Source organism: Streptomyces sp. NPDC089919 (assembly GCF_040684615.1).
In the GTDB taxonomy this organism is placed as follows: Bacteria; Actinomycetota; Actinomycetes; order Streptomycetales; family Streptomycetaceae; genus Streptomyces.
The window spans coordinates 1-16,926 of record NZ_JBFBGK010000098.1 but is presented as its reverse complement, the minus strand read 5'-3'; the positions used below and the strand labels follow the sequence as shown (position 1 = coordinate 16,926).

The window sequence follows — 16,926 nt, the reverse complement described above, 5'->3', positions numbered from 1 at the left end:
GAGTCGGTCGGTCCCCTCGATCCTCCGTGACCGGTACCCGTCACACATCGGTGCCGGACCCGCACAGTCGTTCCCCCGGTGGGCGGGGTATGGGGGATCGCACCCCCATGTAGGGGACCGCGCCCCCATATAGACGGGGGCCGCCCCCATCCCGGGGGCCGGCAGCCACCCCCGTCCGCCCGCGTCCGGCCCGGCGCCGCCCGTCAGCCCTGCGCCCGCTCAGCCGACAGGGCGCACAGGGCCGAGCGGTCGGCGGCGCCGGTCTTGGTCATCAGGCTCGCCATGTGCTTCTCCACCGTCCGGGGCGAGATGCACAGGGTCTGGGCGATCTGCTGGTTGCCGGGCCGCTCCGCGAGCAGGACGAACACCTCGTACTCGCGGGGGGTGACGCCGGCGGTGCGCAGGTCCGCGGGGATCCGCTCGCGGCCGCCCCGGCGCTGCGGGACACCGGCGCCGGCCTGTCGCAGCAGGGCCCGGCAGGCGCCGGCCACCGGCGGTACGCCCGCCTCGTGGAAGTACTCCTCGGCGGTCCGCAGCCAGCCGACCGGCTCGCCCCAGGAGTCGGCGAGGGCCGCCTCCGCGGTCAGCCGCAGCGCGAGGTGCCAGGCCTGCGGGAAGACCGTCGCCGCCCGGCCGGCCCGCTCCACGGCCCGCCGCGCGCCCTCCGGATCGCCGTCCCGGCCGCGCAGCACCGCGTCCGCCAGGCCCAGGAACATCTGGTTCCAGGCCAGCTGGCCGCCCGGTGAGTCCAGCGCCTCCCGGTAGGCCTGCCGCCCGGCCTCCTCGCCGTCGAGGACCCGCAGCAGGGGGCCGAGCCCGTACCGGCCGCTGAGGTAGAAGAAGCTCGGGTGCTCGCGCTCCCAGGCCAGCGCCACCTCGAGCTCGGCCTTGGCCCGCTCCCGGTCCTCGCCCATCAGCGCGCCCACGGCCTGGCACAGGCCGCGCTGCAGCGGCACGAGCATGGACTCCTCGCCGCCGGCCCGGCGGAACCGGGACAGGGCCCGTTCCTGTTCGCGGGTCCGGCCCTGGTGGGCGGCCAGGGTGGCGTCGACCAGGAGCAGGTAGCGGTGGGTCGAGAGGTTCTGGAGCCGGGCGCTGGCCTCCACCAGCCGCTCGGTGATGTCCCGGGCCCGGTCCCAGCGGCCGGCCAGCACGCTCTGCATGGCGAGCAGGCCGTCGACGGACTGGAGCAGGGCCAGCGAACCGAGTTCCTGGGCCGCCGCGCGGGCGGTCTCCAGCCGGGTCGCCTCGCCGGTCCGCATGAACGCGTTGGTGCCGAGCCGGACCAGCGCCTCGGCCCGGTAGAGGGCGAGCCGGTGCTCCTCGGCCACCGCGAGCATCCGCTCCAGACAGGAGTCGGCCGCATCGAAGCCGCGCTCCCGGGACAGCATGGCCAGCAGCTGCCAGGCCTGGGCGGCCACCACGGGCCGGCCGCGCTGCTCGGCGGTGAGGGCGGCGCCGCGGGCGGAGCGTTCCGCCTCGGCCAGCCGCTCGCGGCCGTCCGGGCCCGCCAGGCCCACCGGCCCGGGCCCGCCGGACCCGCCGTCCTGCTCGGGCAGCAGCGCGAGGTGGCCCTCGACCACCGCGAGCGCCGCTTCCTGTTCCGGGCGGGGGGTGCTGCCGAGCAGGGTGCGGGCCGCCCGGATCCGCCGCCGGGCCTCGTCCTGCTGCTCCGCCATGGTCGCGACCCAGGCGACCTGGGTGTGCGCCTGGGCCCGCTCCTCCGCGGCCCGCGATCCGGCGGGGGTCGGCGGCAGGTCGTCGAGGAGCGCGGCCGCCTCGTCGAGCCGGCCGGACTCGGCCTGGGCGATGGCCAGTTGGACGGTGACCTCGTCCCGCTCCTCGTCGGCCGCCAGGCCCCGGGCGCGCTCCAGGAGCACCGCGGCCGAGCCGGACGCGCCGGCGTCCAGCATCTGCCGGCCGACCTGGGCGAACTCCCGGGCGGCGGCCACCGTGTCGCCGGCCGCCAGTCGCAGGGTCGCAATCAACTGCCGCTGGTCGCCGGAGAGTTCGGCGCCGCACCCCTCGATCGCGGTGGCGGCGCGGCGGGCCAGCGCGGCCTGCTCGGCGGGCGGCAGCGAGGCCCGCAGCGCGTCCGCGGTCAGGGCGTGCCGGAAGGCGTAGTGGTCGTGGGCGGCGCCGTCGGGGGCGATGATCCCCACCTCGGAGGCCGACCGGAGGTGGGCGAACAGCGCCCGGTCGTCGAGTCCGGTCACCGCCCGCAGCGCCCCGACGGAGAACCGGCCGCCGAGCGTCGCCGCCACCAGCAGCAGCTCCCGCACCGGTTCGTCCAGCCGGTCCAGCCGGCGCGCCCAGCTGCGGACCGCGCCGGTCGGGACGGTCGCCCCGCCCTGCTCGGCCAGCTGCCAGCCGCCGTCCTGCCGGCTCAGCCGTCCGGTGTCCAGCAGGTCGGCCAGCAGGACCTCCACCAGGTACGGGTTCCCGCCCGCCCACTGCGTGAGGTGCCGGTGCGCGCCCGGCGGGACCTCGGCCGGTCCGGCGTCCAGGCAGGCGGCGGCCATGTCCCGTACGGCGCTCTCGTCCAGCGGCCCCAGCTCGCGTACCGAGGCGGTGTTGCGCAGCTCCGCGGCGAGCGCGAGGTCCAGCGCCGGGCCGGGGTCGGGGCGGAGCGTGCCGATCAGCAGGACCGGCAGCTCGGCGACGTTGTCGACGATGTACTCGACCACCGCGATGGTCTCGGTGTCGGAGTCGTGCAGGTCCTCCAGCAGGATCACGCAGCCCCGCTCGCGGCCCAGCACGGCCAGCAGCCGCAGCAGCGCCTCGGCCAGTTCGACCAGCGAGATGGCGTAGCCGGGCGCCATCGCCTCGGCCCGCCACTCCGGCACCAGACCCGCCAACGCGGGCCGGTAGGGCTGGAGTTCGGGGTCCTCCGGCGCGCCGGCCGCCCGGAACCGCGAGGACAGCGCCTCGACCAGCGGCCGGAAGGGCACGACCAGCCCGGTGGAGGTGGCCCGGCCGCGCAGTACCGGCATGTCCCGGCCGTAGGCGCGCAGGGCCGACTCGCCGGCCAGCCGGGACTTGCCGATCCCCGCCTCGCCCACGAGGAACACCGCGTGCCCGGCACCCCGGCCGGCGCTCTCCAAAGCCGCGTCCAGCATCCGGAGTTCAGCGTCCCGCCCCACGATGACCGAAGACGTCGCTCGCATGTTCCCAGGTTACTTGATCTTGTTCGGGCACGGCAAAGGGCCGGGAACACCCGGCCCCTGCCCGATCCCGCACCCCGCCGCCCCGGTCACGCCGTCCCACGGCGGGGCGCACCGCGTGCTCAGAGCGGGACGGTGGCGGTGGTCCAGGGCATGTCCATGGAGGCCACGGCGCCGGAGTCGGCCGCCCGCAGCAGCCGGCTGCGCAGCCCCAGCAGCCCGCCCACCGCGGACACCGCATCGCCCAGCGGATGGTCCTGGGCAGCCGTCTCGGCTCCGACGATGCCGTCCAGGTACCGGGACGAGTCATTGATCTGCATGGCCGTTGTCCATCCTTCGTGCGTAGGGGAGTTGGTACATCGAGCTGTTCTGTGCTGCGGTGGTGGGCGATCAGGTGGATGGTTCCAGGAGCAGCAGGGACGGCACCCGGTCCGGGAAGCCGGCCCGCAGCAGCCCGTGCCCGATCCCCGCCAGCCCGGTCAGCAGACCGGGATGCGCCACCCCGTCCGGGGCGCCGCTGCGGGCCCCGGTCTCCTCGACCGACCCGAGGAGCGCCCCGGCCCGGCGGATCCAGTCCGGGCGTGCCTGCGGTACCGCGCCGTGGCCCAGGAGTTCGCACACCCCGGCCTCGCCGTGGCACAGGCTGTCGTCCCCGGCCGGCCGCGCCCGTCCCAGTTCTAAGACGGTCCCGCGGGCCCACTGCGCGAGCTGCGGGTCGGCCAGGGCGCCGGGTGCGTCCAGCACCGCGAGCGCGATGCCGGCCCGGCCCCGGCACCAGGCCGAGGCCCGCGCCCCGCCGGCCGGTGCGTCCGTGGGGGCTCCCCCGTGGCCCCCCGGACCCCGGCCGCCGGCCGGTTCACCGGCCACCGCCGCCCGCAGCGCGGACAGCCCGGCGATCCGGTACCGCTCTGCGCCGCCGGCCGCCGGGACGGACTCGGCGTACCGCAGCAGCGCCCAGCCGATCCCCGCGGCGCCGGCGGCGAAGCCCCGGCCGGCGGCCGTGGCGTCCGCCGCCGCCAACCGGTCGGCGCAGTCCCGCGCGTCCCGCCGGGCCCGCTCCCGGGCCTCCCCGGCGAGCGCCCCGCTCCGGTCCGCGGCCAGCAGGGCGACGAGGCCCCCCGCGACCCCCGCGCCCACGCCGTGCTCCCGCTCGGTCCGGGCCGCCGTACCCGCCAGTTGCAGCGTCTGCGCCGCCCAGGAGCCGACCTCCGGATCGTCCAGCAGCCGCGCCGTCTCGGCGAGCGCGTACCCGATGCCGCCGAGGCCGGAGAAGCCCCCCGAGCCCACCGCACCGAGGTCCGCGGGCCGGGCGCGCAGGGCGTCCAGCAGCCCGGGTACCGGCGCCAGGGCCGTCCGGGCCACCTCCGCGTAGTGCCCGGCCCCGGTCAGCGCCGCCAACTGGGCCAGGTACAGCGCCGGACCGGTGTACCCGCCGGCCAGGTCGGCCGGCATCGGACCGATCCGCCAGTACCGCTCGTCCAGCAGCTCCAGGCCGATCCAGTTGCTCCGCGGCCCCTCCCGGTACGCCAGCGAGACCAGCCGGTCCCCGACGGACCGGGCCGCCGACAGCAGCCGCTCCGGCTCCGGGGCCCGCTCCGCGGTGCGGGTGCGCCGGTCCGCGACGGGCCGGTGCACGGGCGCGCGGGAGGCCGTCGCCATCGCGGCCCGCACGATCCACTCCTGGTCCTGCCGGTCGACCGAGTCCAGCGCGGCGATCCGGCCGGCGACCCGGTCGGTCCCGGTCCGCTCCGCCACCCCCGCCAGCGGCCGGTCCGAGGTCCCCCACAGCCGGTCCCCGCCCGGGCGGGCCGTGAACAGCGGTACGTCCCCCGCCCACAGCTGGGCGATCTCCTCGTCCACCACGTCGGGCGCCGGTGGTGTCCCGAGCGCGTCGGTGCGCAGGGCCTCCAGGAACCGCTGCCGCTCCGCCGCGTCCCCGAGCAGGTCCGGGTGCGTGGACTCGTCGAGCAGCGTGCCGTAGACCCAGGTGGGCCGGATCAGCACCCGCACCTCGTCCTCGGCGAAGGCCTTCAACAGGGAGCTGTGGTGCAGCAGTTCGCCGCGGGCCGCGCCGATCGCGGTGTAGGCGGCGCGGAAGCCGGCGCACAGCGCGTCGACATGGGCCGCCGGCTCGACGGCACCGCCGTCCGCGAGCCGGGGCCGGTTGGCCGACTCGCCGAAGGTCCCGGCCCGGCGCACCAGGTGCATCCGGTCGGTGCCGGTACCGGCCCAGTCGGCCCGGGCCACCGGCGACACCGCCGCGCGGCCCCCGCCGACCGCGGACACGTCCAGGGCGCTGTCGTCGCCCACGAAGAGCTGGGGCAGCAGGCCCACCCGGTACACCGACTCGTTCAGCGCACGGGCGGCCGGGTCCTGCGGGGCGGTCCCCGCCGGCGGCGGGTGGAACAGCGTCTCCACGTCGACCAGGACCGGGTGCGCCCCGGCGGCGATCAGGTTCTCGTGGTGCAGGTCGGTACCGTCGACCAGGTGCAGCAGCGCCAGCAGCGCGCCCTGGCGGCGGTAGAACCGCTCGACCCCGGCGGCATCCGCGCAGGGCCCCGCGGCGACGAACTCCACCCACCCGTAGCCGCCCCGGTCCAGCACCCGCAGGGTGCGCAGGTCCACGGAGTGCGGCAGCGCGTTGAACCACTCGACCAGGTCGTTGAAGTGCCGGTGCGCGGACAGCGGCCGCGGCTTGTACACCAGCCGGGACCCGTCGGCGAAGCGCAGCAGCATCACGCTCCGGCCGCCCCGGTGCCCGTCACCGGCGCCCGGCTCCACGCCCACCAGCAGCCCCGGCCCGCCGCCGGACCCGGCCAGCAGACCGGCGGTCAGGTCGTCGTGGTCCGCCGCCAGCCGCTCCAGCGTCTGCGCCATGGCGTCCGCGGCGTCGAGCGCCGCCCGGCCCAGCAGCCGCGCCAGCACCGGACGGCCGGTCAGCAGGGCCGCCAGACCGGCCCGGGAGGCGGTACGCCCCAGGAAGTCCCGGAACCGGGCCCGGGTGTCGGCCCCGTCGAGGTGCCCGGCGGTCCGCGCCCCGTACAGCTCCAGGACCAGGGTCCGGGCCGCGGTCCGGGCCAGCCGGCCGCTGAGGTGCCCCTCCAGATCGCCCCGGACGGCGACCGGGTCCACCAGCCGGCGGGCCCGCTCCGACAGGCCGCGCTCCAGCCGCTCCCCCGCCAGGGCGGTGAACGGCCGCAGCACCCACTCGAAACCGCTCAGCCCCGGGTACTCCCCGTCGGGCGCCACCGCCCGCTCGGGCGCCGCGGCCCACGCCTCCTCGGCGAACTCGGCCCAGTCCGGCCGCCCTTCGCCCGCGCCGCCGCCGACGAGCCCGGCCCGCCACCACCGCCCGGCCCCCGTCAGCGGAACCGGATCCCCGGCCCGCCCCTGCCCCACCGACATCGCCCCTCCTCGAACCCGGCCCCTCTCCCGGGCCACCTCCGATCCTGGTACGGCGGGTGCCCCGCGCGCATGGGGAAGAGACCCCCATGTTTGTGCACCCCGCCTCAAGCGGTTCTCGAGCGGCCCGGCAGGCGGCCGGTGACACCCTGCCGTCGGGCCGGACGAGGCGGGCGATCCGGGCCGATACCGGTCGTATGCCGGCGCCGAACCGTTTCCATACCCGCCGTTCCTAGCGTCTGGCACGACCGCACCGGCCACCCCTGACCACCGCCGACCCGTCGCGAGGAGATTCCCGTGCTCGAAGGCTTCGCCGAAGCGCTCGCGGACCGGGAGTACTACCTGCCGCTGCCGAGCGCCCCCGACCCCGGGCCGCGCTTCGCCCCCGCCGACGTGCCGGCCGGCCGCTCCGGCGCCGACCAGGGCATCTGGACGTTCTGGGGCGGTCCGCAGGCCCCACTCGCCGACCAGGGCTGGAAGATCCACGTCTCGGCGCGGCTGGAGCGGGCGCAGCACGTGCTCGACACGGTCGCCGGGATCTGCTTCTCCGAGGGCGTGCCGTTCAAGCACCTGAGCGCCCGGCTCTTCTTCCTCTACCTCCACCACAAGCACGCCGGGCGCGCCCAGGCGGGCAAGTTCTGCGCCGTCTACCCGCCGGACGAGGCGACCGCCCGCCGGCTGCTGGAGCGCCTGCGCGACGCGCTCGACGGCGAGGAGGGCCCCTACGTCCTCACCGACCGGCGCTTCCGCGACTCGAAGACGGTCCACTACCGCTACGGCTCCTTCCGCGACCGCAGCCGGCTGCGCGCCGACGGCACCCGGGAGCCACTGGTCCTCGACGGCGCCGGCCACGAGGTCGCCGACCACCGCCTGCCCGCCTTCCTCCTGCCCGCCGGGATCACCGACCCCTTCGTCGAGGAGGAGGAACAGCCGCACGCGGGCCCGATCCTGATCCGCGACTACGAGGTCACCCGCGCGGTGCGGCTGAGCAACGCCGGCGGCACCTACCAGGGGATCGACCGGCGGACCGGCCGCACCGTCTTCCTCAAGGAGGCCCGCGCCCACAACGGCCTGGTCTTCGACGGGACCGACGCGCAGCAGCGGCTGCGGCACGAGTTCGAGGTGCTGCGCGACCTGCACACGGCCGCGCCCGGGGTGGGCCCCGAGCCGCTGGACCACTTCACGGAGTGGGAGCACGACTTCCTCGTCACCGAGTACATCGAGGGGCAGCCGCTGGTGGGCTGGCTCAGCCGGTCCACCCCGCTGGCCCGCGCCGACCGCACGGACGCGTCCGTGGCCTCGTACCACCAGGCCTGCCGGCTGCTGCTGGCCGGGCTGGACGCCGCGCTCGGCCACCTGCACGCGGCCGGCTACCGGTTCGGCGACCTCAGCCTGGGCAACATCATGGTCACCCCCGATGGCGGGGTCCGGCTGGTGGACTTCGAGGCGGCCTCGGCCCTGTCCGCGAAGCCCTCCGGGGTCAGCACCCCGGGCTTCACCCCGCCCCCCGGCCTGCTGCGGACCGACCCCGATCCGCTGCTCCAGGACCGCTACGGCATGGCGGCGGTCGCCCTGGCCTTCCTGGCCCCCTTCCACGAGATCGCCGAACACGCCCCCGCCAACCTGTCACTGCTGCGCCACGACCTGGCCGAGGTCGCCCCGCCCCAGGACCTGTGGCAGCGGGCCACCGTCTTCCACGCCGCGGCCGCGGACCGGGCCGGGGACCGGGACACCGCCGACCGCCTGCCCTCCCCCGCCGACCTGGCGGCCGATCCGCGCGGCTGCCTGACCCGGCTGGCCGAGGAGGTCGCCGCGGGACTGCTGGAGACGGCCGACGCCGACCGGCCGGAGTGGGTCTTCCCGCCCTCCCCCGAGGCCTTCCGCACCAACAACGTCTGCCTGGCCTACGGCACCGCCGGGGTGGTGCACGCCCTGCAACGCGCCGGGGTCGCGGTACCCGGTGAGATCCGCGCCCGGCTGCGCCGCGACGCGCTGGACGCCCGCGCCACCCTGCCCCCCGGACTCCTCGTCGGCTCCGCCGGCATCGCCCGGGCGCTGGCCGGCCTCGGCCTGCTCGACGAGGCCGTCGACCTGCTCGAACACGCCGACGGGCACCCGCTCACCGCCTCCTGCGCCACCCTGGCCGGCGGCCGGACCGGAGTGGGCCTGAGCTGGCTGGCCCTGCACCGGCTCACCGGCGAGGACGCCCACCTGGAGCGGGCCGCCGCGGCCGGGCAGGCCCTGCTGCGCGCCTCCGACCCGGCGGCCGCCCTCGGCGAGCGCGACGCCCGCGGCCTGCTGCACGGCCGCTCGGGACCCGCCCTCTTCCTCCACCACCTGGCCCGCGCCACCGGCGACGCCCGGTACCTGGAGGCCGGCCGGTTGCTGCTCCACCAGGAACTGGACCGCACCTTCGCCCTGGACGACGGCGCCCTGTCCGTCTCCGACCACGCCGGACTCACCCGCGCCATGCCGTACCTGGCCACCGGCGCCGCCGGGGTCGCGACGGCCGTCAGCCACTACGCGGCCACCGCCCCCGACGAGCGCTGCACCACCGCGCTGCCCCGGCTGGTCGCCGGCATCCGGGTCTCCTGCGCCACCATGGAGGCCGGCCTGTACCGGGGGCTGGCCGGACTGACCTGGTTCCTGACCGGGCACGCCGCGCTCACCGGCGCGGCCCCCGACCGCGAGGACGCCGTCCGCGCCGCGACCGGCCTGGTGAAGTACGCCGTCCCCTTCCGGCGCGGCGTCCGCTTCCTCGGCGCGGGTTCGCAGCGCTTCACCGCCGACCTCTCCAGCGGCGGGGCCGGCGTGCTGCTCGCCCTGCACCGCCTGCTGGACGGCCCGCTCCTGACGGAGCACCACCCGGCGCACCGCCCCGTACCGGCGGGCGCCCCCTGAACGCCTCGGCACACGTGAGGGATCACGTACCGAGGTCCGCACCGCAGACCGACCCGACCCCGAGAAGAAAGCGAGAGCACCCATGAGCCAGATCCTCGCGCTCCAGACCCTGGACACCGAGCCGGAGGCCTTCCGTCCGCCCTGCTTCAGCGTCTCCTGGAGCATCAGCGACATCTTCCCCGAGCCCATGTAACGAGCCGGCACCCGGAAGGGCCGGGCCCGGTGGCGCAGCCACCGGCCCCGGCCCGGCGCGTTTCCCGGCCCGGCGGCGGGTCCTTGTCCACCGGTCGGTGGACGGCCGGTTCCACCGGTCGAGGCTGCCGGCCGACCGGGCCCGGCGGCCAGCATTTCCCGCATGAGAGATCTGACCGTACGCACCGCGCGCTGGAGCGCCCGGCACCCGTGGCGGGCCGTCGCCGCCTGGTTCCTCTTCGTCGCCCTCTGCCTGGGCACCGGCCTCGCGCTCGGCAACAATGCCGCGACCGCCGAGGACTTCCGCGTCGGCGAGGCCGGCCGGGCCGAGGCCATGGCCACCGCGGGCGGCCTGCAACGCCGGCCCACCGAACACGTCCTGATCCGCGCCGCGTCCGGGCCGCTGGACCGCCCCGCGGCCGAGGCCGCGGCCCGGGACGTCCGGGCCCGGATGGCGAAGCTGCCCGAGGTGGCCGAGGTGGGGCAGCCGGTCCCCGCCGCGGACGGCACCGCCCTGCGGATCCGCGTGGTCCTGCACGGCCCCGAACTGGAGGGCCGGAAGAACGTCGTACCGCTGCTGGAGCAGACCGCCCGGGCCGCCACCGCGCACCCCGGCGTGGTGGTGGAGGAGACCGGCTCCCCCGCGATCAGCAAGGGCGTCAACGACCAGCGCGGCAGGGACCTGGCCCTCTCCGAGCGCATCACCCTGCCGATCACCGTGGTCACGCTCCTGCTGGTCTTCGGCTCGGTGGCGATGGCCGCGGTACCCCTGCTGCTCGCCCTGACCTCGATCGCCGCCGCGCTCGGCCTCTCGATGGCCTTCTCGCACCTGCTGCCCGACGCCGGCGTGGGCACCAACCTGATCCTGCTCATCGGCCTGGCGGTCGGCGTGGACTACGCCCTCTTCTTCCTCAAGCGCGAACGCGAGGAACGGGCCCGCAGCGCCGGACGCCTGGGCCCCGAGGCCCTGGTGGAGCTGGCCGCGGCCACCGCCGGCCGGACCATCGTCACCTCCGGCCTCGCCGTGATCGCCGCCACCGCGACCCTCTACCTCGCCACCGACGTCATCTTCTCCTCGCTCGCCACCGGCACCGTCCTGGTCGTCGCCACGGCCATGGCCGGTTCGGTCACCGTGCTGCCCGCGCTGCTGGTGAAGACCGGGCAGCGGGCCGCCCTGAAGGCCGAACGGCGGGCCGCGCGCGGCCGGTCCGCGGCCCCCGGACGCCGCTTGCGACGCCGCTCCGGGCGCGTCCGTACGGGCCGGGGCGACGCGCACGGCAACGGCCGCCTGCTGCGGGCCCTGCTCGTCCCGGCCCGCCGGCACCCCGCCGCCACCGTCCTCGCGTCCGTGCTCTTCCTGCTGGCGCTGGCCGCACCCGCCCTCGGCATGAAGCTGGTCGACCCGGGCAAGGACACCTTCTCCCGCGGCATCCCCGCCATGCGGGCCTACGACCGGCTCACCACCGCTTTCCCCGAGCTCCTCGTCGAACACGAGGTGGTGGTGCGCGCCGCCCCCGGGCGGGCCGCGGACGTCCGCCGCGCCCTGACCGCACTCGACCGCCGCGCCCAGGCCGACCCGCTCTTCGCCCCGCACCCCGCACCCCGGCTGCGCACCTCCCCGGACCGGCGCGTCCACGTCCTCTCCCTGGCCGTGGCGCACCCCGCGCCCTCCCCCGAGGCCGTCGCCTCCCTCGCCCGGATCCGCACCGACCTGCTGCCCGCCACCGTCGGCGCGCTGCCCGGGGTGGAGAGCGCGGTCAGCGGTGACGTCGCCCGGGGCCGGGACTACGTCGCCGACGAACGCGACCGGCTCCCGCTGGTCGTGGGCGCCCTGCTCCTGATGTCCTTCCTCACCATGGCGCTCGCGTTCCGCTCGGTGGTCGTCGCCCTGCTCGGCGTCCTGCTCAACCTGCTGTCCGCCGCGGCCTCGCTCGGCGCGCTCGTCCTGGTCTTCCAGGGCACCTGGGCCGAGGGCCTGCTCGGCTTCGACTCGCTCGGCGCGATCGCCTCCCGGGTCCCGCTCTTCCTCCTGGTGATCCTCTTCGGCCTGTCCACCGACTACCAGATGTTCGTGGTCAGCCGGATCAGGGAGGCCCGCGCGGCGGGGCTGCCCCCGCGCGAGGCCGTCCTGCACGGCATCGGCGCCTCAGCCAAGGTCGTCACCAGCGCCGCCGTCGTGATGGTCACGGTCTTCGGCGCCTTCGTGGCGCTGCACCTCACCGAGATGAAGCAGATGGGCTTCTGCCTGGCCCTCGCGGTCCTGCTCGACACGGTCGTGATCCGGCTGCTGATCCTGCCCGCCGCGCTCCTGCTGCTCGGAGAGCGCGCCTGGTGGCCCCGGCGACCGGCCGTCCGCCACCCCGCACCTGCCCAAGAAGCGCTCGAGAAAGGCGAGTTCAGCGCCACCGCGCCGGCCCGGGGCCACCCCGCCGACGTACGCTGATGATCATGATGCAACGACCGCAGCGCGGCGACCCGTCCTGGATATGGCTGCTGTACGGCTGGGAACTGCTCGGCTGGGCGATCACGGCCCTGCTGGCCGTGGTCACCGTCTTCGGGGACGTACCCGCCCGGCAGGCCTACGGGTCGCTCGCGCTGATGGCCGTACTCGCCGCCGCGTACGGCCTGGTCCGCCACCGGCGCGGGGGCGGCCGGCTCCGCGCCGGGTACGCGTACCTGGGGCTCCTGGTCCTCGTCCTCGGGGCGCTGTCCTGGTCCCGGGACGGCTTCGGCGCCCTCTACCTGGTCTTCCTCCCCCAGTTCGTGGTCTTCGCGGACGGGCCGCGCTCCGCGCTCGCCGCCAGCAGCCTCGGGGCGGCCGCCGTCAGCGTCGGCGGCACGCTCCGCGAGGGGTGGAGCTGGGCCGCGCTCGGCGGGAACTCGCTCTCCTCCGTCGGCGTGTACGCGGTCAGCGCCCTGGCCGTCCTGGTCACGCCCAAGGCCCTGGAACTGCGCGACGAGCGGGCTCGGCTGCGCGCCCAACTCGCCGGTGCCCGCACCGAACTGGCCGAGGCGCAGAAGGCACAGGGCGCCGCGGAGGAGCGCGAGCGGCTGTCCCGCGAGATCCACGACACCCTCGCCCAGGGCTTCGCCTCGATCGTCGCCCTGGCGGCGGCGGCCCGCTCCGGGCTCGCCGCCGACCCGGAGCGCACCGCCCGGCAGCTGCGGTCCATCGAGCAGACGGCCCGCGAGAACCTGGCCGAGGCGCGGGTGCTGGTCGGTGCCGCCCCGGCCGGTCAGGTGGCCGCCGGCTCGGTGGCCGCGACCCTGCGCCGCACCCTGGACCGGTTCACCGAGGACACCGGGCTGGCGGTGGTGGCGGAGCTGGCCGAGGTCGACTGCGACCAGCCGACCCGCATCGCCCTGCTGCGCTGCACCCAGGAGTCGCTGGCCAACGTCCGCAAGCACGCGGCCGCTTCCACGGTCTCGGTGGTGCTGGCCCGGCAGCCGGGGGCCATCGAGCTGGAGATCACCGACGACGGCCGGGGCTTCACGCCCGGTGCCCACCACGGCTTCGGCCTGGACGGAATGCGCCGCCGGCTGGCGGAGTTCGGCGGGGAACTGACCGTCACCAGCTCGGTCGGGGACGGCACCCGGATCCTCGTCCTCATCCCGTCGTACGGCGCCCCGGTCCCGTCGTACGGCACCCCGCCGGCCCACCCCGAGGAGACCACGTGACCAGCACACCGACCGGCGCCGACGACGCTTCCGGCGGACCGGACTTCACGGGTGACCGCCCGGGCCGGCTCCGCGTGATCACGGCCGACGACCACACGGTGATGCGCGCCGGACTGGTGGCGCTGCTGTCCGCCGAGCCGAGCCTGGAGATCGTCGGCGAGGCGGCGGACGGCGCCGCCGCCGTCGAACTCGCCTTCCGGCTCCGGCCGGACGTGGCGCTGCTGGACCTGCGCATGCCCGTGCTGGACGGGGTGGGCGCCACCGCCGCGATCACCGCCGGGGCGCTGCGGACCCGGGTGCTGATCCTCACCACGTACGACACCGACACCGAGATCGAGCGGGCCGTCGAGGCGGGGGCCACCGGCTACCTACTCAAGGACGCCACCCGCGAGCAGCTGGTGGACGCCATCCACGCCGCGTCCCGGGGCGAGACCGTCCTCGCCCCGCGCGTGGCCCGGCAGTTGGTCGACCGGATGCGGCGTCCGGCCCCGGTGACGCTCACCGCGCGCGAGGGCGAGGTCCTGCGCGCGGTGGCGGACGGCCTGTCCAACGCCGAGATCGGCAGACGGCTGTTCATCGGCGAGGCCACGGTCAAGACGCACCTGCTGCGGGTCTTCGCCAAGCTCGACGTCGGCGACCGGACCCGCGCGGTGGTCGTGGCCCTGGAGAAGGGGCTGCTGGCCCGGGGCCCGGAGGCCTGACGCCCGCCCCGCACCCCGCCTGTTGACCGGAATCCGAGACGGCCCTGCCCAGCATGCGGGCAGGGCCTTGCTGGGGCAGGTGACGTGGGCGAGCATTCCTAGTAATCCGATGGGAAAAGGGGGATTCCATCGGCGCGGCTTGCGACCTGTCCCGCACCCCTCCCAACGACGTTCCGGAGTAGTCCAGATGACCCTCGCCCTCCCGGTCCGGGCCGCCGAAACCGAACACCGGGCACTGCTGCGGACCGCCCGCGACGTCGCGGAGGACCTGGCCGCGGACGCCATCGCCCGCGACCGGACGGGCGCACCGCCGCTCGACGAGGCGGCCCGGCTCCGCGAGGCCGGCCTGCTGGCCGCCCTCACCCCGCCCGGCCCGGACCGCGGGACGGACTGGCGGACCGGCTGCGCCGTGATCCGCGAGATCTCCGCGGCGGACAGCTCGGTCGGCGAGGTGCTGGCCCGGCACTACGCCAACGCCTGGAGCGGGCGCTTCTTCGCGGACGGCCCCCGCGCGGACGAACTCGAAGAGGAGTCGCTGCGCGGCCAGTGGCTCTGGACGGGCGCGCTCCGCGGCCCGGCGCCGGAGGACGGCACCGGCCCGGCGGACCTCACCCTGCGACGGCGCGGCACCGGCTACCTGATCAGCGGCCGCCGGGCGGTGGCGACGGCGGTGACCGTCGCCGACCAGATCCTGGTGGACGCCCTCTGCCCGGCGACCGGGGACGTCCTGGTCCTGCGGATCGCGCCCGGCGCCCGCGGGGTGAGCCTCGAGCCCGCCCCGGACCGCCTCGGCCAGCGGGTCGCCGGCGCGGGCGAGCTCGTCCTGGACCGGGTCACGGTCCCCGCCCGGCTGATCCTGGGACGCCGGCCCCAGGACGAGGAGCCGGCCGCGCCCGGCACCGCGCTCGCCGGGCCCGCGCTCCGGCTCGCGCTGTGCCACGTCGGCCTCGGCATCGTCGAGGGCGCGCTCACCGAGGCCCGCGACCTCAGCCGGGGCGGCCACGGGCACCGCAGCCCGGGCGGGGACCCCGACCTCCTGCTGACGTACGGCGAACTCGCCACCGCCGCGCAGACGGCCACCGCGGTCGTCCACCGGGCGACGGACGTACTCGCGGCGGCCCTCGGCGCCGGCCCGCACCTCGGCACCGGCCGGCACGCCGACACCGGCCCGCACCTCGACCACGGCGCTCGTCCCGGCACCGGCGCGCACCTCGGCACCGATGACCCCGCGACCGTGGCCGCGCTGGTCGCCACCGCGGAGAACGTGACCTCCAAGGCCGCCCTGGACATCACCACCCGCGTGCTGGAGCTGGCCGACGCCCCGGGCCTGGACCGCTTCTGGCGCAACGCCCGGGTGCTCACCGCCCACCACCCGGCCACCACCCGGCTCCGTTCCATCGGCGAGCACTACCTCAACGCCTCCCACCGCGTCGTGGCGGCGGCCTTCCACTGACGCGGCCGCCGGCCGCACGTGGGGCCGGGGCGGTGAGCGATAATGAGCCCATGCGGATCTCAGCCAGGGCGGACTACGCGGTGCGTGCCGCGCTGCAGCTCGCAGCCTCACAGGACGACGCCCCGGTGAAGGCCGAGGCCATCGCCGACGCCCAGGACATCCCGCACAAGTTCCTCGAAGGCATCCTCAACGACATGCGCCGGGGCGGCCTGGTGCTCAGCCAGCGCGGCGGCAACGGCGGCTACCGGCTGGCCAAGCCCGCCGCCTCGATCAGCATCGCGGACGTCATCCGCGTGGTGGACGGCCCCCTGGTCTCGGTGCGCGGGGTCCGGCCGCCGGACCTGACCTACACCGGGCCCGCCGAGTCGCTGCTGCCGCTGTGGATCGCGCTGCGGTCCAACGTCCGGCAGATCCTCGACGGCGTGTCACTGGCCGACGTGGCCGCCGCCCAGCTGCCCCCCGACGTCTCGGCGCTCACCGACACCCCCGGCGCCTGGACCAATCCCTGATCGGGTAACCCCTCCCACCTGCGGTTTCTCACAACTCAAGACGCCTATGTCCAGTATTCGGTCAGGCTCTTGGGATGGCCGATTCGTTCTGCCAAGATGCCTACCAAGTCGGTGGGAAAACTAGGGATCAGGGGGTGGACACCGTGCGCACACCGCACCACAGGAGCCACCCGATCGCCGCGCTCACCAGCCGCCGGCACATCGACCTGGCCCGTACGTCCAGCGCCATCTGTCGCCCTTCCTGACCCCTCGCCCGGCACCGGCACCACCGGCCGGGCGCTGCACAGCGCCCGCCACCCGTGATCCCCGGGCCCGCCGGCACCGGCCACCTCCCCGACGGCCCCCGGACGCACCGCGCCGTCGCGACGGCCGCCGGACGCGCCGTACCGCCACGAGGGGAAGCCGCGCACCGTCCACGACGACGGCCGGGCGACCCCACCCGCCGCACCCACCCCTTTCGCCTCACCCCTTTCGCCCCGCCCCGGCCGCCGACGGCCGGGCCGCGGACGCCTGCCCGCCCGACTCCGACTCCCTCCTCGACACCCGATCCTTGAAAGGACACCTCCGTGTCTGCCGTGAGACCGCGCACCGCCCTTCGCACCCTCGCCGTCACCGCCTCGCTCCCCCTCCTCCTGACGGCCTGCGGCTACGGTTCCGACGCCGCGAAGGACGACAAGAAGGACGAGCAGGCCAACGTCGCCGCCACCGGCAAGAAGCTCTCCGCCGACAAGGTCCGGATCGGCTACTTCCCGAACCTGACCCACGCCACCGCGCTGGTCGGCGTCCAGGAAGGCCTGATCGCCAAGGAGTTGGGCGGCACCAAGCTCGCCACGCAGACCTTCAACGCCGGCCCTTCCGAGATCGAGGCCCTCAACGGCGGCTCCCTCGACATCGGCTTCATCGGCCCCTCGCCCTCGATCAACGCC

11 protein-coding genes are annotated in these 16,926 nt (G+C 76.2%); 8 read left to right on the top strand and 3 right to left on the bottom strand.

Features of this window, described 5'->3' with window-relative positions:
- Positions 1–203 precede the first annotated feature (203 nt).
- The 3 genes from AB0O40_RS29845 to AB0O40_RS29835 all read right to left on the bottom strand — a co-directional run bounded on the left by AB0O40_RS29845 (position 204) and on the right by AB0O40_RS29835 (position 6,569).
- A complete protein-coding gene (locus AB0O40_RS29845) occupies positions 204–3,167 on the bottom strand; it encodes an AAA family ATPase (protein ID WP_365048176.1) in 2,964 nt (987 codons plus the stop codon).
- Positions 3,168–3,286: 119 nt separating this feature from the next.
- Positions 3,287–3,484 (bottom strand): hypothetical protein, encoded by a 198-nt coding sequence (locus tag AB0O40_RS29840; protein WP_365048174.1) that lies wholly within the window; start codon positions 3,482–3,484, stop codon positions 3,287–3,289.
- Between the two features lie 70 nt (positions 3,485–3,554).
- Positions 3,555–6,569 carry a type 2 lanthipeptide synthetase LanM family protein gene (locus AB0O40_RS29835; protein ID WP_365048172.1) on the bottom strand — a complete coding sequence of 1,005 codons (3,015 nt, stop codon included), beginning with the start codon at positions 6,567–6,569 and terminating at the stop codon, positions 3,555–3,557.
- 294 nt (positions 6,570–6,863) lie between these two features.
- On the opposite strand from AB0O40_RS29835, the gene lanKC reads away from it, so the two are divergent.
- From lanKC to AB0O40_RS29795, 8 genes are all read left to right on the top strand, one after another.
- The gene (gene lanKC, locus AB0O40_RS29830; protein WP_365048170.1) at positions 6,864–9,467 is read left to right on the top strand and encodes a class III lanthionine synthetase LanKC; all 2,604 of its coding nucleotides are present in this window, start codon (positions 6,864–6,866) and stop codon (positions 9,465–9,467) included.
- A gap of 355 nt (positions 9,468–9,822) precedes the next feature.
- Entirely contained in the window at positions 9,823–12,102 is a 2,280-nt protein-coding gene (locus AB0O40_RS29825; RefSeq protein WP_365048168.1) for an MMPL family transporter, read from the top strand.
- Positions 12,103–12,107: 5 nt separating this feature from the next.
- Positions 12,108–13,337: a sensor histidine kinase gene (locus AB0O40_RS29820; protein WP_365048166.1), complete on the top strand. Its 1,230-nt coding sequence runs from the start codon at positions 12,108–12,110 to the stop codon at positions 13,335–13,337.
- Between the two features lie 74 nt (positions 13,338–13,411).
- Positions 13,412–14,038: a response regulator transcription factor gene (locus AB0O40_RS29815; RefSeq protein ID WP_365048193.1), complete on the top strand. Its 627-nt coding sequence runs from the start codon at positions 13,412–13,414 to the stop codon at positions 14,036–14,038.
- A gap of 187 nt (positions 14,039–14,225) precedes the next feature.
- Positions 14,226–15,491 carry an acyl-CoA dehydrogenase family protein gene (locus AB0O40_RS29810; protein ID WP_365048164.1) on the top strand — a complete coding sequence of 422 codons (1,266 nt, stop codon included), beginning with the start codon at positions 14,226–14,228 and terminating at the stop codon, positions 15,489–15,491.
- Positions 15,492–15,541: 50 nt separating this feature from the next.
- Positions 15,542–16,000, top strand: coding sequence for an Rrf2 family transcriptional regulator (locus tag AB0O40_RS29805; RefSeq protein WP_365048162.1), 459 nt, complete (start codon positions 15,542–15,544; stop codon positions 15,998–16,000).
- A 74-nt stretch (positions 16,001–16,074) separates the two neighbouring features.
- Entirely contained in the window at positions 16,075–16,245 is a 171-nt protein-coding gene (locus tag AB0O40_RS29800) for a putative leader peptide (RefSeq protein WP_365048161.1), read from the top strand.
- Positions 16,246–16,566: 321 nt separating this feature from the next.
- On the top strand, positions 16,567–16,926 hold a 360-nt coding region (locus AB0O40_RS29795; RefSeq protein ID WP_365048159.1), incomplete at its 3' end, for an ABC transporter substrate-binding protein.